The organism is Bradyrhizobium sp. SZCCHNRI3052 (assembly GCF_032484895.1).
In the GTDB taxonomy this organism is placed as follows: Bacteria; Pseudomonadota; Alphaproteobacteria; order Rhizobiales; family Xanthobacteraceae; genus Bradyrhizobium.
This window is the reverse complement of sequence record NZ_JAUETW010000009.1, coordinates 219,874-236,525: the sequence shown is the minus strand read 5'-3', so window position 1 is coordinate 236,525 and position 16,652 is coordinate 219,874. Positions and strand designations below refer to the sequence as shown.

Annotated in this window: 14 protein-coding genes; 9 read left to right on the top strand and 5 right to left on the bottom strand. The window is 64.8% G+C overall.

Going from position 1 to position 16,652, the window contains the following annotated elements:
* Positions 1-60: 60 nt before the first annotated feature.
* From urtA to QW887_RS24050, 7 genes are all read left to right on the top strand, one after another.
* Positions 61-1,323: an urea ABC transporter substrate-binding protein gene (gene urtA, locus QW887_RS24080; RefSeq protein ID WP_316187897.1), complete on the top strand. Its 1,263-nt coding sequence runs from the start codon at positions 61-63 to the stop codon at positions 1,321-1,323.
* A 240-nt stretch (positions 1,324-1,563) separates the two neighbouring features.
* Complete coding sequence (gene urtB, locus QW887_RS24075; protein ID WP_316165667.1) at positions 1,564-2,490, top strand: urea ABC transporter permease subunit UrtB; 927 nt, start codon at positions 1,564-1,566, stop codon at positions 2,488-2,490.
* A gap of 39 nt (positions 2,491-2,529) precedes the next feature.
* Positions 2,530-3,669, top strand: coding sequence for an urea ABC transporter permease subunit UrtC (gene urtC / locus QW887_RS24070; protein WP_315751134.1), 1,140 nt, complete (start codon positions 2,530-2,532; stop codon positions 3,667-3,669).
* A gap of 10 nt (positions 3,670-3,679) precedes the next feature.
* Complete coding sequence (urtD, locus tag QW887_RS24065) at positions 3,680-4,435, top strand: urea ABC transporter ATP-binding protein UrtD (protein ID WP_315751135.1); 756 nt, start codon at positions 3,680-3,682, stop codon at positions 4,433-4,435.
* A 204-nt stretch (positions 4,436-4,639) separates the two neighbouring features.
* Complete coding sequence (gene urtE / locus QW887_RS24060) at positions 4,640-5,329, top strand: urea ABC transporter ATP-binding subunit UrtE (protein ID WP_315751136.1); 690 nt, start codon at positions 4,640-4,642, stop codon at positions 5,327-5,329.
* A 36-nt stretch (positions 5,330-5,365) separates the two neighbouring features.
* The gene (fmdA, locus tag QW887_RS24055; RefSeq protein ID WP_315827910.1) at positions 5,366-6,595 is read left to right on the top strand and encodes a formamidase; all 1,230 of its coding nucleotides are present in this window, start codon (positions 5,366-5,368) and stop codon (positions 6,593-6,595) included.
* Between the two features lie 96 nt (positions 6,596-6,691).
* Positions 6,692-7,033, top strand: coding sequence for a zinc ribbon domain-containing protein (locus QW887_RS24050; RefSeq protein ID WP_315717050.1), 342 nt, complete (start codon positions 6,692-6,694; stop codon positions 7,031-7,033).
* Between the two features lie 29 nt (positions 7,034-7,062).
* Here QW887_RS24050 and QW887_RS24045 read toward each other — a convergent pair whose 3' ends face one another.
* The 4 genes from QW887_RS24045 to QW887_RS24030 all read right to left on the bottom strand — a co-directional run bounded on the left by QW887_RS24045 (position 7,063) and on the right by QW887_RS24030 (position 11,711).
* Positions 7,063-7,887 (bottom strand): MlaD family protein, encoded by an 825-nt coding sequence (locus QW887_RS24045; protein ID WP_315717051.1) that lies wholly within the window; start codon positions 7,885-7,887, stop codon positions 7,063-7,065.
* Positions 7,888-7,943: 56 nt separating this feature from the next.
* Positions 7,944-8,660, bottom strand: a complete 717-nt coding sequence (locus tag QW887_RS24040) for a DUF1614 domain-containing protein (protein WP_315717052.1) — start codon at positions 8,658-8,660, stop codon at positions 7,944-7,946.
* A 113-nt stretch (positions 8,661-8,773) separates the two neighbouring features.
* On the bottom strand, positions 8,774-9,343 hold the full coding sequence (locus QW887_RS24035) for a class GN sortase (protein ID WP_315717053.1): 570 nt from the start codon (positions 9,341-9,343) through the stop codon (positions 8,774-8,776).
* Positions 9,344-9,443: 100 nt separating this feature from the next.
* Complete coding sequence (locus QW887_RS24030; protein WP_315717054.1) at positions 9,444-11,711, bottom strand: marine proteobacterial sortase target protein; 2,268 nt, start codon at positions 11,709-11,711, stop codon at positions 9,444-9,446.
* 200 nt (positions 11,712-11,911) lie between these two features.
* Here QW887_RS24030 and QW887_RS24025 point away from each other — a divergent pair, with 200 nt between their 5' ends.
* A complete protein-coding gene (locus tag QW887_RS24025; protein WP_315717055.1) occupies positions 11,912-12,685 on the top strand; it encodes a helix-turn-helix transcriptional regulator in 774 nt (257 codons plus the stop codon).
* Positions 12,686-13,839: 1,154 nt separating this feature from the next.
* On the opposite strand, the gene QW887_RS24020 is transcribed toward QW887_RS24025, so the two are convergent.
* The gene (locus QW887_RS24020; protein WP_315717056.1) at positions 13,840-15,072 is read right to left on the bottom strand and encodes an ABC transporter substrate-binding protein; all 1,233 of its coding nucleotides are present in this window, start codon (positions 15,070-15,072) and stop codon (positions 13,840-13,842) included.
* A gap of 269 nt (positions 15,073-15,341) precedes the next feature.
* Here QW887_RS24020 and QW887_RS24015 point away from each other — a divergent pair, with 269 nt between their 5' ends.
* Positions 15,342-16,481, top strand: coding sequence for an acyl-CoA dehydrogenase family protein (locus QW887_RS24015; protein WP_316195112.1), 1,140 nt, complete (start codon positions 15,342-15,344; stop codon positions 16,479-16,481).
* The last annotated feature ends 171 nt before the right edge of the window (positions 16,482-16,652 follow it).

The window sequence follows — 16,652 nt, the reverse complement described above, 5'->3', positions numbered from 1 at the left end:
AAGCGCGCCATCCTTCGTCTGACCCAACGCGTGTCCTCGAACCAAATAAATGGGGTGCTCATGTCAGACGAAACGAAAAAGGGCCTGAAGTCGCCGCTTCGGCGCCAATTGCTGATGGGAATGGCCGCGATCCCGGCGCTGGCCATGATGCCGCGGCCGTCCTTCGGCGCCGGCCCCGCAACCTCCGCTGTCAACACTACCGGCCTTGCAGTCACGGATAGCGAAGTCACCGTCGGTATTCTGCATTCGGTCACAGGCACCATGGCGATCTCCGAGACCGGGTCAGTGCAGGCCGAGAAGCTCGCGATCGAGCAGATCAATGCCGCGGGCGGTGTGCTCGGCCGCAAGATCAAGTACATCCAGGAAGACGGCGCGTCCGACTGGCCGACCTTCGCCGAAAAGGCGAAGAAGCTGCTGGTCAACGACAAATGCGCCGCCGTGATGGGCTGCTGGACCTCCGCCTCCCGCAAGGCGGTGCTGCCGGTGTTCGAGCAGTACAACGGCATGCTATACTACCCGACCTTCTACGAAGGCCTCGAGCAGTCCAAGAACGTCATCTACACCGGCCAGGAAGCCACCCAGCAGATCATCGCCGGCCTCGACTGGGTCAACAAGACCAAGGGCGCGAAGACCTTCTATCTGCTCGGCTCCGACTACATCTGGCCGCGCACCTCGAACAAGATCGCGCGCAAGCACATCGAGGGCCATCTGCAGGGCTGCAAGGTCGTCGGCGAGGAATACTTCCCGCTCGGCCACACCCAGTTCAATTCGGTCATCAACAAGATCAAGCTGACCAAGCCGGACGTGATCTACGCGATCATCGTCGGCGGCTCCAACGTCGCGTTCTACAAGCAGCTCAAGGCGGCCGGCATCGACATGTCGAAGCAGACGCTGCTCACCATCTCCGTGACCGAGGACGAAATCGACGGCATCGGCGGCGAGAACATCGCGGGCGCCTACGCCTGCATGAAGTACTTCCAGTCGCTCGACAATCCGAACAACAAGACCTTCGTCGCCGAATTCAAGAAGATGTGGGGCGAGAAGACCGTCATCGGCGACGTGACGCAAGCCGCTTACCTCGGTCCGTGGCTGTGGAAGCTGACGGTGGAAAAGGCCGGCAGCTTCGACATCGACAAGGTCGCCGCCGCCTCGCCTGGCATCGAGTTCAAGGGCGCGCCGGAAGGCTACGTTCGGATCCACGAGAACCACCATCTCTGGTCCAAGACCCGCGTCGGCCGCGCCAAGGCGGATGGTCAGTATGAGCTGATCTACGAGACCGCCGACTTGGTCGAGCCCGATCCGTTTCCGAAGGGCTACCAGTGAGCTGATCTGTCGCGTCTCATAGCAACAGGCGAATGAGATCGCTGATGCTGCTGCGCGGGAAGTGCGCTCCCTCCCCCCTTGTGGGGGAGGGCTGGGGAGGGGGGTACCCCACCCGCAGCTCGGCGCGGAGGCCCCCCTCCCTAGCCCTCCCCCACAAGGGGGGAGGGAGCGATCTTGGCTGCGGACACACTGTGCCGGCGCCGATCCATTTTGCAGCAGGGCATCACGAGAGGACGGATCATGTTCGGTGACTATTCCATCGGCGACCTCGGGGCCATCTTCGCGATGCAGGGCTTCGCGGGCCTCATCCTGTTTTCGGTCTATGTGCTGATGGCGCTGGGGCTTGCCATCATCTTCGGCCAGATGGGCGTCATCAACATGGCGCATGGCGAGTTCATGATCCTCGGCGCCTACGTCACCTGGATGACGTCGAACGCCTTCCAGCATTTCCTGCCCTCGTTGTTTCCTGGCTACTTCTTCGTCGCGATGATCTTCGCCTTCATCGCCTCCGGATCCCTCGGCATGCTGGTCGAGTGGGCGATGATCCGCCGTCTCTACAGGCGGCCACTCGACACGCTGCTCGCCACCTGGGGTCTCAGCCTGATCCTGCAGCAGGCCTATCGTTCCGTGTTCGGCGCGCGCGAGGTCGGCGTCGAGTTGCCGGATTGGATGATGGGCTCTTGGCAGGCGACCGACGCCATCCAGATCCCAATCAACGGCATGTTCGTGATGTGCTTGACCATCCTGATCACGATCGTCGTGGCCTACGTGCTGTTCCTGTCGCGCTGGGGCAAGCAGGTGCGCGCTGTGGTGCAGAACCGCGTCATGGCGGGCGCCGTCGGCATCAACACCGAGAAAGTCGACCGCTACACCTTCGGCCTCGGCTGCGGCATCGCCGGGGTCGCCGGCTCCGCCTTCACCATGATCGGCTCGACCGGTCCGACCGCCGGACAGCTCTACATCGTCGATACGTTCCTGGTCGTCGTGTTCGGCGGCGCCGCCAGCCTGCTCGGTACCATCGCATCGGCCTTCACCATCTCCCAGGCGCAGTCGACCATGGAGTTCTTCATGTCCGGCTCGATGGCCAAGGTGCTCACGCTGTTGGCGATCGTCGCGATCCTGATGCTGCGCCCCCAGGGGCTGTTTGCCCTGAAGGTCCGCAAATAGCCGAAACGCGCAGGGAATAGGGAATCAGAAGGCACGGTCATGATCATCAACACGCGCTTCTTCAACCGCTCCGAGCTCATCGGCTTCGCTTCGCTGCTGCTGCTGCTCGTCGTCATCCTGCCGCTGGCACTCGACATCTTCCGCCTCAACCTCGTCGCGAAGTATCTGACGTATTCCTTCGTCGCGATCGGCCTGGTGCTGTGCTGGGGCTATGGCGGCATTCTCAGCCTCGGGCAGGGCGTGTTCTTCGGCCTTGGCGGCTACTGCATGGCGATGTTCCTCAAGCTGGAAGCCTCCAGCGTCGCCAACACCAAGATCCAGTCGACGCCGGGCATTCCGGACTTCATGGATTGGAATCAGCTGACGCAGCTGCCGTTCTTCTGGAAGCCGTTCCAGAGCTTCCCGTTCGCGCTCGCCGCGATCATCCTGGTGCCGGCGATCTTCGCCTTCATCATCGGCGCTGCGATGTTCAAGCGGCGGGTCGGCGGCGTGTACTTCGCAATCATCACCCAGGCGATCGCGGCGATCATGACGATCCTGATCGTGGGACAGCAGGGCTACACCGGCGGCATCAACGGCATCACCGACCTGCGCACGCTGCACGGCTGGGACATCCGCACCGACCACGCCAAGTACATCCTCTACTTCGTCGAGGTGTTCTTCCTGTTCGCAGCGATCCTCGTCGCCCAGTTCATCCGGCTGACCAAGCTCGGCCGCATCCTGGTGGCGATGCGTGAGCAGGAGGACCGGGTCCGCTTCTCCGGCTACAGCGTCGCCAATTTCAAGATCTTTGCTTTCTGCGCGGCCGCCGTGTTCGCCGCAGTCGGCGGCGCGCTGTTCACCTTGGAAGTCGGCTTCATGTCGCCGTCCTTCGTCGGCATCGTGCCGTCGATCGAGATGGTGATCTACACCGCGGTCGGCGGCCGGCTCTCGATCTTCGGCGCGGTCTACGGCTCGCTCCTCGTCAACTTTGCCAAGACCAGCCTCTCGGAGACGTTCCCGCAGCTCTGGCTGTTTGGCCTGGGAGCGCTGTTCATCGCCGTCGTCCTCGCTTTCCCAAACGGCCTCGCCGGCATCTGGGGCGACTACGTGCAGCCGCGCATCGACAAGCTACTGGCCTCCCGCACCAAGAAATCCGGCAATGGCGGCCTCGTCGCCAACGGCGCCCCCGCAGAGTGAGGACACAGCGATGCTCATCGGTCATCAGCCCAAGGAATTCCTGCTCGCGGTCGAAGCGCTCACCGTGTCGTTCGACGGCTTCAAGGCGGTCAACGATCTCTCCTTCTATGTCGAGGAGAACGAGATCCGCGTGATCATCGGCCCGAACGGCGCAGGCAAGACCACTGTGCTCGACCTGATCTGCGGAAAGACCAAGGCGACCTCGGGCTCGATCCAGTTCCGCGGCAAGGAGCTGACGAAGCTGCGCGAGAACGAGATCGTCAAGGCCGGCGTCGGCCGCAAGTTCCAGACGCCGTCGGTGTTCGAGGATCTCACCGTGTTCGAGAATCTCGAGATCTCGTTTCCGCGCGGTCGCACCGTTTTCGGCTCGCTGACTTTCCAGCGTGACGCCGCAGTCAAGGATCGCGTCGAGGAGGTCGCCGAGATGATCTTCCTCAAGGATCGTCTCAAGACCTCGGCGGCCGTGCTCAGCCACGGTCAGAAGCAGTGGCTCGAGATCGGCATGCTGCTGATCCAGAACCCGGACCTTCTGATGCTCGACGAGCCCGTCGCCGGCATGAGCGTCAGCGAGCGCGCCAAGACCGCCGAGCTGCTGAATCGCATCATCAAGGACCGCTCGGTGCTGGTGATCGAGCACGACATGAAGTTCGTCGAGGACATCGCTCACAAGGTCACCGTGCTGCACCAGGGCCAGATCCTGTCCGAAGGGACGATGGAGCGAGTCAAGAACGACCCCAAGGTCGTCGAAGTCTATCTGGGGCACTGAGCCGATGCTCGGGAAATCGCTCGATCCACACCCTCGCTGCGCCCCCCTCCCCCTTGCGGGGAGGGGTCGGGGGTGGGGGTCCACACGGGCAGTCTCGCCCGGAGCCACCCCCCTCCCCAACCCTCCCCCACAAGGGGGGAGGGAGCTTAGTGCCAATGCCGCTCGATCGGCCGTCTCACTCCCTCTTGCATAGGAAGATATCCGATGCTCGCAATCTCCGATCTCCATGTCGCCTATGGCCAGAGCGAGGTGCTGCATGGCCTGAACGTCAAGGTCGCGCCCAACGAGATCGTTGCGATCATGGGGCGCAACGGCATGGGCAAGACCACGCTGATGAAGTCGCTGATGGGCATCCTTCCGGCCAAGAGCGGTTCGATCGCGATGGACGGCGCCGAGCTCGCAAGCCTGAAGAGCTATGAGCGTGTCGCCAAGGGCCTCGCTTACGTGCCGCAGGGCCGCATGATCTTCTCGACCATGACGGTGAAGGAGAACATCGAGACCGGGCTCGTCGTGTCCGGCGGGTCCGAGGTGCCCGGCGACATCTACGAGCTGTTCCCGGTGCTGCTGGAGATGAAGGGACGCCGTGGCGGCAATCTCTCCGGCGGCCAGCAGCAGCAGCTCGCGATCGCGCGCGCGCTCGCCACCAAGCCGAAGGTGCTGCTGCTCGACGAGCCGACCGAGGGCATCCAGCCGTCGATCATCAAGGAGATGGCGCGCACCCTGAAGCGCATCCGCGACGAGAAGGGGCTGTCGATCGTCGTCTCCGAGCAGGTGCTGAGCTTTGCGCTCGACATCGCCGACCGCGTGCTGGTGATCGAGAACGGCGAGATCGTCCGCGACGATCCGCGCGACCAGGTCGATGCTGCGCAGGTCTCGAAATATCTGTCCGTCTAACCACTCCGTGCAAGCAAGTAACAAGGGGAGCTTCTGATGCCTGACACACTGATCAAGGTCGATCTGACCAAATCGGCCTACGAGAACGACAAGGTGCACAATCGCTGGCACCCTGACATTCCGATGGTGGAGTGGGTCAATCCGGGTGACGACTTCATCATCGAGACCTATGACTGGACCGGCGGCTTCATCAAGAACAACGACTCCGCCGACGACGTGCGCGACATCGACCTGTCGATCGTGCACTTCCTGTCCGGCCCGATCGGCGTCAAGGGCGCCGAGCCTGGCGACCTCCTGGTCGTCGACCTGCTCGATGTCGGTCCGCTGAAGGAGAGCCTGTGGGGCTTCAACGGCTTCTTCTCCAAGCAAAACGGCGGCGGCTTCCTGACCGACCATTTCCCGCTGGCGCAGAAGTCGATCTGGGACATCAAGGGCCTCTACACCTCGTCGCGCCACGTGCCCGGCGTGAACTTCGCTGGCCTCATCCATCCCGGCCTGATCGGCTGTCTGCCCGATCCGAAGCTGCTCGCGACCTGGAACGAGCGTGAGAATGCGCTGATCGCCACCAACCCGACCCGTGTGCCCGGTCTCGCCAACCCGCCGTTCGCGCCGACCGCGCATGCCGGCCAGGCCAAGGGCGACGTCAAGGCCAAGATCGGCGCCGAGGGCGCCCGCACCGTGCCGCCGCGCGAGCATGGCGGCAATTGCGACATCAAGGACCTGTCGCGCGGCTCGAAGATCTACTTCCCGGTCTACGTGCCCGGCGGCGGCCTCTCGATGGGCGACCTGCACTTCAGCCAGGGCGACGGCGAGATCACCTTCTGCGGCGCCATCGAGATGGCGGGCTGGCTGCACATCAAGGTCGACGTCATCAAGGATGGTGTGGCGAAGTACGGCATCAAGAACCCGATCTTCAAGCCGTCGCCGATCACGCCCAATTATCGCGACTACCTGATCTTCGAGGGCATCTCGGTCGATGAGACCGGCAAGCAGCACTATCTGGACGTCCACATCGCCTATCGCCAGGCGTGTCTCAACGCCATCGAGTACCTGAAGAAGTTCGGCTACTCCGGCGCCCAGGCCTATTCGATCCTCGGCACCGCGCCGGTGCAGGGCCACATCTCCGGCGTGGTCGACGTGCCCAACGCCTGCGCCACCTTGTGGCTGCCGACCGAGATCTTCGACTTCGACGTGATGCCGTCGTCGGCGGGTCCGATCAAGCACATCAAGGGCGACATCCAGATGCCGATCTCGCCGGACAAATAGCGGTCTCCCTGCGCGATGGGTGCGGGACGGCAGCGTATCGGCCGCCCCGCATCCGCCGCGTGAGATGGAGATGATTGTTGCGCAGGAGAAGAGACGATGCCGGTCTATGAATATCTCTGTGATGCATGCGGTCCGTTCACGGACATGCGTCCGATGGCGGAATGTGATGAGCCGCAGGCCTGTCCGCAATGCCAGGACATGGCGCCGCGCGTGATCCTCACCGCGCCCGCCTTCGCCTGCATGCCGGCGGAGCGGCGCACGGCGCATGCCACCAACGAGCGCAGCCGTCACGCGCCGCAGACGGTGGCCGAGTACAAGGCCAAACACGGTGCAGGCTGCGGCTGCTGCGGGCCTAAGAAATCGCCGCGGCTGATGACCAAGACCAGGAGCGGCGCCAAGGGCTTTCCGACGGCGCGGCCCTGGATGATCAGCCACTGAACGAACGCGAGGGGCGGCGCGTCCGCCCCTCAGCGTGACGCCGGCACGCGGCGCGGACCCGGACCCGCCGGCTGGCCGCCGAACTTGACGGTCATCGCATTGGCGCCGTCGCTGATGTCGACCAGCGTCTTGCGGCTGTCGTCGATCACCTTGGCAGATTTGCGCTTGAAGCCGTCGACCAGCTCGCGCATCGACTTGATCTGGTCGAACAGCTGGCCGGGATTGCCGTCGGCAAATCCGGGAATGGCGCCGTCGATCTTGGTCACGAGCGTGTCGAAGCCCTTGAAGATGTCCTCGGCCTTGTCGATCGCGGAATCGAACGCCGCGGTCTTGGCCTGCAGCGAGGCGGTCTCGCTCTCGAAGCTCTGTAGCGCCTCCTTGATGGCCGGCGCATTGCTGACGACGTATTTGTCGATGTTGTGCACCGTCTCGACCATCGTCTCCTGGTCCTTGAGATCGGCCGTCAGCACCGGCACGCCGTCGCGATCGAGCGGCACCGGCGGCGCCGTCGGCGCGCCGCCGACCAGCGAGATCGCGGCGATGCCGGTCAGGCCCTGGAACTCGATGCCGGCGGTGGTGTCCTTGCGGATCGGCGCGGACTTGTCGAGCGTGATCATGGCAACGATCTTGCGCGGGCTTTCCAGATTGATCGACAGGATCTGCCCGGCCTGCACGCCGTCGAAATTCACCGGCCCGCCCTTGCGCAGGCCCGCCGCCGAGCCGCCGTCGAACACGACGCGCATCATGCTGCGCTGCTCGGCAAGGCGATGCTTCTGCTTGATCAGGACGCCGCTGATCCCGGCCGCGACGGCCGCGATCGTCAGGGTTCCCACGATGAGATTGATCGCGCGCATTCCGTGCCCACTGCTGTCTCGCTCGATTTTAGCCGCTATGTCTCCCGGTTGAAAGCTCAGCGCGCAAGGCCCGGCCGGGAGGGCGCGGCGAGGCCGGCCAGCAGCACCGCCAGGATACCGGTGAGAAAAATGCCATCGAACGTCCCGGCACCGCCGATCGAGGCCACGGGCGCGCCGAGGCTGCCGATCTTGTCGAGGTTCATCAGGTCGGCGCCGACCAGCGTGCCCATCGAGCCGCCGATATAGGCCAGCGGCGCGGCATATTCGCGCGACAGCAGGAACGCCAGGATCGCGGTCACGACAACCGGCGCGAACACCGGCACGGCGATGCCGACGCCCTGCACCGGCGTCGCCATCGCGTGGATGATCACGGCGATCACCAGCACCGCGATCGCGGCGCGCAGCCAGAGCTGGTAGCGCAGCATGAGATAGGTCGACATGATCGTCGGGATCACGGCGCCGCCGACATTCACAGCGAGCAGCGTGCCGGGCCATTGATGCACCAGCGGCACGACATATTGCATGCCGAAAAAGTCGATGATCTCGCCGGAGCGCGCGACCTGCCCGGGCAGCATGGTGATCGGAATGTTGAAATAGCTGCCGACCAGCGAGCCGAACAGCAGCAGCATCGCGGTGCCCGAGCTGACGCCGAGCTTCATGTAGGCGTAGCGCAGGATGCCGAGCTGGATCAGGACGATCAGGACGCCGAACGCCAGCACCAGGATGGCGAAGAAGACCGGCGTGATTGGCAGATATTGGACCTGGGAATGCATGTCGGAAGCGCTTGGATGTGAGCCTTGCTGAGCCCGTGGGATCATCCCACGGGAGCGGCAGGGTGACAAATGGGCATTCGTCGCCTGGTTCCCAAGAACGGCCATGCTCGTGTTCATTTGCCCGCAGCGATCATTGTGGCGTGCAGCACATAACGCTCCGGCCCCTGTGTCAGGGCGTCGAATGGCCAGCAGGTCGACAGCACCAGTTCGGCGCTCTCGGTCCCTGGATCGATCCCCGAGGCATCGAAGCGCACCACACGGGCGGCGTCGGCGCGATAGCGGAACGTCTTGCCGTCGCGCCTGACGATGTCGATCTCGTCGCCGATTTTGATGTCGCGCAGGAAGCGGAAATGCGTGTCGCGGTGCGCGGAGTACACCGCGACGCCCGGCTCGCCCGGCTCGGCGCTGCCTTCGACATGGCCGGCACCGAAGGCGAGCGCCTGGCCGCTGGAGCCGGCCAGCGCGATGGTGGAGACGCCGAGGCGCTTCACCTCGATGAGCGCCACCGGGACCGTGTCGGCCCAGGACCAGGGCTTGGCGGCATGGCCGGTCGCAACGGTCTGGCTGAACGCGCGGTCGAGCAGCACTTGCGCGAGAACGGCCTTGGCGTGGATGAAGGCGCCGTGGCCGAACAGGATGAGACCGACGAGCGCGACGGCGAGCGGGGTGACGAAGCGGGGCATTGTCTCTCCTCCCGTCATTGCGAGGAGCGAAGCGACGGAGCAATCCAGAGTCGGGTCCTGAGCCCTGGATTGCTTCGTTTCGCTCGCAATGACGTGCTCCTTAGTTGGCAACTCGCCGCCTGATCGCGACCAGCCAGATCAGTTCGAGCATCAGCACGCCCAACCCGAGCAGCATGCTCAGCTCGGCATCGGTCGCCGTCTTCGGCAGGGTGATCGTCGCGGGCGACGCTGGCACCACCGGTCGCTTCACCGCGGCGAGCTGGACGTCGCCGTTGGCCTCAGCGCGGCGCTCGTTCTGCATTGCCGGCACCCGGCCGTGCTCGCCGAACACCTTCTCGAAGTCCCAGCCGGCCGGCAGGTTGATCGGCAACTCGGCGAGCCTCAGCGGCTCGCCGTCGGGACGGCGCGGCGTCTTGTCGACGGCGACGAGGCTGGTCAGGCGCGTCACCAACTGATGCTCCAGCGCCAGCTTGAGAATGGCGCCGTCGGCTTCCTCCGGCGTCATCTGCCGCATGGTCCTGGCCACCTCGGCGTCGCCGATCTTGCGCCGCGCCCACAGCTTTGAGAGGCCCTTGCCCTCGGCGGCGCCGGACAGCGGCAACGTGATGGTCCATGGCTGGTCGCCGATGCGGCCCTTGAGCTGCAGCGATCCGGCGAGACGGTCGATCTTGGCGGCGAGCACGAGCGGCTCGTTGCGATAGACGTCCGGCAGCACGGCTGGCGTGAGATCGGCGGAGGCTTCCGAGAAGCTCGCGCTGAGCCCGGTCACGATCGGGTTCTCGAGCTTGGCGAAGAGATCGCGCATGCGCCCCTCGACCTGCTCGACCGAGCCGATATGGGTGAAGGCGCCGCGGCCAAGCTCTGAGGCGCGGGTCATCAGATAGGTGTTCGGCGCCGAGCCGATGCCGACCATGAAGATGCGCGAGCGGCCGCGCATTGCGGTAATGGTCTCGAATAGCTGCTGCTCGTTGCCGATGGCGCCATCGGTGAGGAATACCACCTGTCGCACGCGGTCGCTGTCGCTGCCATCATCGGTCAGCGCCGCGCGCATCGCCGGCACCATCTCGGTGCCGCCGCGCGCGTCCAGCGAACTCACGAAGCTGGTGGCGCTGCCGACATGCTCGGCATCGGCCGGCACCGAGGCGGGGAAGAGCACCGTCATGGTGTCGTCGAAGCGGATCACGTTGAAGCGATCGTTCGGCTGCAGCCGTCCCAGCGCATAGAGCAGGCTGGCCTTGGCCTGGCGGATCGAGGTGCCGCCCATCGAGCCGGAATTGTCGATCACGAAGATGACGTCGCGCGGCTGCGGGCGCTGCGCCGTTGCAGCCACCGCCGGCGGCGTGACGAAGGCGAGCAGATAGTCGGCGTCGCCGACCTGCTCGTGAAACAGCCCGACCGACGGCATCGTCGCAGCGGCCGGCTTCCAGGTCAGCTCGAAGTCGCGGTCGGCCGGCACCACGCCCTCGGCCAGGGTGACGACTCGCGTCTTCGCATCGGGGCTGTCGATCGTCACTTGGTGATGGTGGCTCTTGACCTCGCTGAGCGCAAAGCCGGCCTGCAGCCGCACCGCGATCCTGGTTGGATTGACCGGATCATTCTTGGCCGGATCGAGCACCTCCGGGGAGATGCGTTTGCGGTCCGGTACCGGATCGTTCGCAGCGGCGCCCCAGCCGTTGCTATCAGGGCGCAAATCGACGCTCTGCACGATCGGCGCCGGATTGTAGCGCGGCGCGACGACCAGCGGCACCCGCAGCGAGAATTCGCCGGCCGCCTGCGCCACCGGCTGCTGATATTCGATCTGCACCAGCACGGTTTCGCCGGGGCCGATATTGGCGAGCGAGTTGGTGAAGATGTTCGGCCGCTCCTGCTCGGTCAGCGCCGCGGTCTTGCCGTCGCGCTTGGCCTGCTCGTAGATCACCTTGGCCTGTTCGCGCGGCTTGATGTCGCCGACCACGACGCGGTCGCCGACGATCATCTTCAGCGTGTCCACCGCGCTGTCCGGCGGCAGCGGATAGACATAGACCGCCTCCATCCATTGCGAACTCGTGTTCTTGAACAGTTGCGTCACGCGCGCCCGCGCCGTCGGCCCCGACACGACGATATCGACGTCGATGCCGAGCCGCGGCGCCTCGGCGTAACCGGCGTCGCTCTTGAACAGCAGCGCCCCGGAGCGGGCATCGCCCGGCCTGGTCAGCGGCGCCAGCGGCCCTTCGGCGGACCAGCCAGGGGTGACGCTGAGAAACAGCGCCGTGAAGCCGACCAGCAGCACGGCGGCGGCCTGCAGCAGCAGGAATAGCAGCATGGTCACGATCCACGACCGGACCGGATGGGTGCTGCTTCTGATATCGTGGTCCATCGTCTCGCTCATCATTGGCTCCGCAACGAACAATTTCGGCATGCCGACACTGAGCGCAGCCCGCCAGCGCCGCGAGCGGAATGGTCGGTCTTGTTCGGCCGCCGCCCGCCCGCGCATGTCCGGTGGTGGTCGAGAGCGCGGCTGATCTGTCCGGGTTTGTGCTGATTTGTCCGTCTGCTAGAAGAGGTGCGCACCACGCGGCAGGGGACAGGATGTCGATACCGGACAACAGCGAGCTTTCCGACGAACAGAGCCGGCAGGTCGCGGAGACCATCCGCGAGGAGATTGCGCGGCGCCGGATGTCGCGGCAGGCGCTGGCGGAGCAGGCCAAGCTGAGCCTCTCGACCCTGGAGAAGGCCCTCGGCGGCCGCCGCCCGTTCACGCTCGCTACCATCGTCCGGCTCGAGCAGGCGCTCGGCATGTCCCTGCGCAAGCCGCCGAGTGCACCTCTCGCCGCACCTGCCGCAAGCGGCGGCATTGCGCCCGACAGCCTCGGCTCCTATTCGCGGCGGGCTGTGGAGTGGATCGAGGGCACCTACGTCACCTTGCGGCCGTCATTCGGCGACAAGGACGCCGTCTATGCGTACCGCACCGACATCGTCTGGGACGATGCGGCGTCGTCGCTGGTGTTTCGCGAGGGCGCGCGGCTCGATGCGGCGTTCACGCAGTTCGGCGAGGTCGCCGTGCCCAACCAGTCCGGCTTCGTCTACCTCGTCACCAACCGCCACGGCCAGCACCGGCTGATCACGGTGTCGCGTCCCACCATTACCGGCGAGATGTACGGCATCATCACGACCTTGCTCGCCGGCCGCGGCTCGCTGCTGACACCGATCGCCGCGCCGATCGCGCTGCTGCCGCTGCGCAATGTCGATGAGCCGAGCTTCGGCCGGCTCGGCGCGGATGACCGGCACTACCCGCTGTATCGCGAGCACCTGCGCAAGACGGTCGAGGAGCCGTTCGCGCTGTTCGTGCAGGGCGTGCCGTGACGTGTTGGGCGCAAAACTCACCACCGTCATTGCGAGGAGCGAAGCGACGAAGCAATCCAGAGTCTCGCACTCAGCCTGGATTGCTTCGCTTCACTCGCAATGACGGAGCATGTTGGGGGGGGCGGCATCGCCTCAACGCACCCCCGTCATCCCGGCGAACGCCGTGATCCATAACCATAGGGCGTGGGTTGAGGCAGGATAGTCATGAGCATCTCGCCCCTCATGTCTGCTGCGGCGTATAGGTCCCGGATCGGCGCCGCGGCGTGCTGGCGCACGTCACGGCTTGTCCGGGACGACGGGAGGGGAGATCGGATTCACATCTCAAACAGCGCGAACGTTGCGAGCAATTCGGGTCTCAGCAACGCTCGGAAATTGTGAAAGAGGGGCATAAAGATACAGTCTCGCGGCGGGTGACGCCCGAGCTATGCGACCGGTTCGTCCCTCCTGAAAGTGCAGAGGGCGCAGGGAATGCCGGGTGAAGGCCTCACCCATGGCCCGCCTGCGAAAAGAATGCAGGCGGCAGGTACCACAGGCAAAGCCGAGCACGCCGGCATTCCCTGCGCGATGGGTTGAACGCTTATACGCAGTCTCCCTGGTGCGCCGGCTTGTTGGCCACCATGGCGACAATGCGCTTGCGCGCATTGCGCTGGACACCAGCTTCGGGGTGTCAGGACGCTGCGACTTCACGTCCGCGAGCGATCGTTCGTCCGCGCCCTCGTGAGAAGACGCTGCGATCTCTCGCGGCCACCGCATCCCCGCCTCGCGTGTCGTGACGATCGCGCGCAACGCCCCTCTGCGGTGAGGCGGGATGTCGAGAGATGATCATGGATTCGGAAAAATAGCAATAAGTTTTTGGATGGCAGAATGTTGCGTCACGGGCAGTCTGCTCCCCTCCCCCTTGCGGGGAGGGGTCGGGGGTGGGGGTCCACGAAGACCGCTCGAAGTATTGGGGTGATGAGAAGGAATTGTTCTGGGGGGGTGGTTGCGGCGCCGAAATGCGCTGTGCCCTTCACGGCCTTTGGAGTGCGGAGACCCCCACCCCCAACCCCTCCCCGCAAGGGGGAGGGGAGCCGATCGTCGGCGTAGAGAGAGGGGGGCTCAAGCGATGCGGCGCGTCGTTGGACGATTCCGAGTGAGGCGCCGCAGCGACGCTGCTATCCCCCGACGTCCGCGCTGATGATGTCGCCGAACAGGTCCCATTTGCCGCCCTTGAACTGCATCATCTTGAGCTGCTCGATCGGGGCGAAGTCGTTGGGGCCGGTGTTGACCTTGATGCCCGGGATCAGGGTATCCGGCGCGAAGTCCTTGAGGCTGGCGGCCTGCTTCATGACGTTGTCGCGGGTGAGAGTGTCGCCGCACTGTTTCAGGGTCTGCACCATGGTCTGGGCCGCGGCATAGCCATAGGCGAGGTTGGCGTCGGAGATGTTGGCGCCCGGCATGTACTTGTCGATGAAGGCCATGAACTTCTTCATGCCCTCGTCGTCCTTCCACTGGGGGTCCGACGGATCCTTGAGATAGCCGGCGGACAGCACGCCCTCGGACGCCTCGAGGCCGGCCGGCTTCATCACCGCGCCGATCGAGATCGAGACGTCGGTCATCAGATGCATCGGCTTCCATTCCAATTCGGCGATCTTCTTGATCGCCTGCGCCGCGAATTTCGGCGTCGAGATGTTGACGAACACGTCGGCGCCGGTGCCCTTGAGCTTGACGATGTGGGAGTCGATCGACGGCTCGGTGGTCTCGTAGCTCTCCTCGGCGACGATCATGGTCTTGGCCTTGTCGCCGAGCACCTCCTTGATGCCGAGGACGTAGTCCTTGCCGAAATCGTCATTGGCATAGAAGATCGCGATCTTCGCGTTCGGCTTCTCCTTGAGGATGTACTTGGCGAAGATCCGCGCCTCGACGCGGTAGCTCGGCTGGAAGCCCATGGTCCAGGGGAATTCCTTCGGGTCGTTCCATTTGCTGGCGCCGGTGGCCAGGAACAGCTGCGGCACCTTCTTGGCGTTGTGATATTTCTGCACGGCGGTCTGGGTCGGCGTGCCCAGCGCGTTGAACACCAGGAACACCTCGTCGCTCTCGATCAGCTTGCGCACCTGCTCGACCGTCTTCGGCGGGCTGTAGCCGTCGTCATAGGAAATGAAGTTGATCCGGCGGCCGTTGATGCCGCCCTGATCGTTGATCATCTTGAAATAGGCCTCCTCGGTCTTGCCGATGATGCCGTAGGCCGAGGCCGGGCCGCTATAGGCCTCGACGTTGCCGATCCTGATCTCGGTGTCGGTGGCGCCAGTGTCGTATTTCTTTTGCGCAAGCGCGCTCTGGCTCGCCAGTACGGAAAAGGCGGCCGCGGCCGCGAATGAGAGCAGTGTCCTGGTCGTCATCGGCAACATTCCCTGGGCTTCCTCTGGTTGAATTTTCGTGATTGTCGTTCTTGTTCTTGGCTTGCGGCGATGGCGACCATGGAAGGCCGCTCACGGCAACGAGTGGGCAGATGTGTGCAATGCACTGTCTTGCGTCCAGGCGCTGGCCCCGGGAGGCCGGCCGGGCCGACCGGGCGCGCCGCAGGTGATTTTGCCGGTCAGCCACTCCACGCAAGTTGATGCGGGCGTTTCCGGCGCATCTTCGGAAGCGCACGAAGCAGGATGCTCCCGGCACCGCCATGACGAAAAGCCCGTTCTACACGGCCGAGCACGAGGCCTTCCGCGACGTCATCAAGCGCTTCGTCGACAAGGAGATCGCGCCGTTCGCGAGCGCGTGGGACGAGGCCGGAGAATTTCCGCGCGCGCTATATCTGAAGGCGGCGGAGATCGGCCTGCTTGGGCTCGGCTTCCCGGAGGAATTCGGCGGCGTGCCGGCCGACCAGTTCATGAAGATCGTGTCGTCGCAGGAACTGGCGCGTGCGGGTGCCGGAGGCATCAGCGCCAGCCTGATGAGCCATACGATCGGCGCGCCGCCGATCGCGCGCGCCGCGCAGCCGCAGGTGAGGGCGCGCGTGCTGCCGGAGATTCTGGCTGGGCGCAAGATCTCGGCGCTGGCGATCACCGAGCCGAGCGGTGGCTCAGACGTTGCCAATCTCAGGACCCGGGCCGTCCGCAACGGCGATCGCTATGTCGTCAGCGGCGAGAAGACATTCATCACCTCCGGGATGCGGGCCGACTACATCACGGTCGCGGTGCGCACCGGCGGACCGGGGCCGGCGGGCGTCAGTCTGCTGCTCGTGCCGGGCGACACGCCGGGGCTGACGCGCACCAGGCTCGACAAGATGGGCTGGTGGGCGTCGGACACCGCGACCCTGCATTTCGACGGCTGCCGCGTGCCCGTCGAGAACCTGATCGGAGAGGAGGGGCAGGGCTTCAAGCTGATCATGCACAATTTCAACAGCGAGCGGATGGGCATGGCGGCGAGCTGCACGGCCTACGCCCGTGTCTGCCTCGACGATGCGATTGCCTACGCCAAGGAGCGCCAAACCTTCGGCAAGCCGCTCGCGCAGCACCAGGTCATCCGCCACAAGCTGGTCGACATGGCGCAGCGCGTGGCGGCATCGCAGGCGATGCTGGAAATGCTGGCGTGGCGGCTCGAACAGGGTGACAATCCGGTCGCCGAGATCTGCATGATGAAGAACCAGGCGACGCAGACGATGGCCTACTGCGCCTCCGAAGCCGTGCAGATCTTCGGCGGCGCCGGTTTCATGCGGGGTGTCCGCGTGGAACGGATCTATCGCGAGGTCAAGGTCAACGCCATCGGCGGCGGCACCGAGGAGATCATGAAGGATCTGGCGAGCCGGCAGATGGGATTGTGACGCGCGCCTTCTCAGCACGTCATTCCGGGGCAGCCCGCAGGGCTGAACCCGGAATCTCGAGGTTGTTGCAACGAACGCAAAGCAATCTCTGGATTCCGGGTTCAAGGCCTGCGGCCTTGCCCCGGAATGACGAGCGTGACTCGGTCAAATGAGACCATATCGAGATTCCCG